The sequence below is a fragment of the Streptomyces sp. NRRL F-2664 genome, assembly GCF_000719345.1.
Lineage (GTDB): Bacteria > Actinomycetota > Actinomycetes > Streptomycetales > Streptomycetaceae > Streptomyces.
Window position 1 is genome coordinate 1 of the sequence record NZ_JOFX01000327.1, and the last position, 817, is coordinate 817.

The window sequence follows — 817 nt, forward strand, 5'->3', positions numbered from 1 at the left end:
GGGCCGGCCGTCTGTGCACACGGTGCTGCCGGACTCCGGCAAGCCGCAGACCACCCGCATCGCCTACCCCTCCCCGGCCGTCACGGTCACGGCCACCCCTGACGGGCGGCGGGTCACCGAGACCCTCGACGCGCTGGGGCGGCCGCTGCGGACCGCGGACAACTACCGCGACGGCGCCTACGCCAAGGAACCCGACGCCGACGGCGCCCGGGTACTGGCCCAGGCCGACTACTCCCAGTGGGCCCACTACCAGGTGACCATGACCGACCAGGCCGGACGCAAAACCGTTGCCTCCACCGACCCGTGGGGCCACACCAGCAGCGTGACCGGCCCCGACGGCACCACCGTCAAGACGGCCTCTGACATTGTGGCCGAGGCGGTCGCGCAGGGCGTGCTGGGCAGCGACCAGGAGGATGCCGGCCTGGGCGAGGCCCGGGCCGTGTCCGTGCAGGACGCCGACAGTGCGGCCCGGACCACCTCGGCGAGGGTGGTCTTCGCCGACGGCACCCCCGCCGCCGCGGGGCAGGAGTTCACCGCAGCCCTCACCCGCGACCTCGCCGGACGCCAGACGGCTAAGTCCCTCACCCAGGGCGATCCCGGCCAGGGCGACACCCGCGCCGGCACGGCCAACACCTACGACGCGGCAGGGCGCCTGGTCTCCCAGACCGACCAGCTCGGCAACACCACCGCCTACGCCTACACCGCCCACGGGCAGATAGCCGAAGCGGCCGTCAAGGCCAAGGACGGCGACACCGTCTCCACGACCGCGTATACCTACGACGGGGACACCGGGCTGCTGCTCTCCTCCGCGGTCACC

General features: G+C 73.4%; 1 protein-coding gene. It reads left to right on the forward strand.

Annotation, left to right across the window (positions count from 1 at the left end; genetic code table 11):
• The coding region (locus IF89_RS39570; RefSeq protein WP_043194947.1) for an RHS repeat domain-containing protein at window positions 1-817 on the forward strand (817 nt) is incomplete at both ends.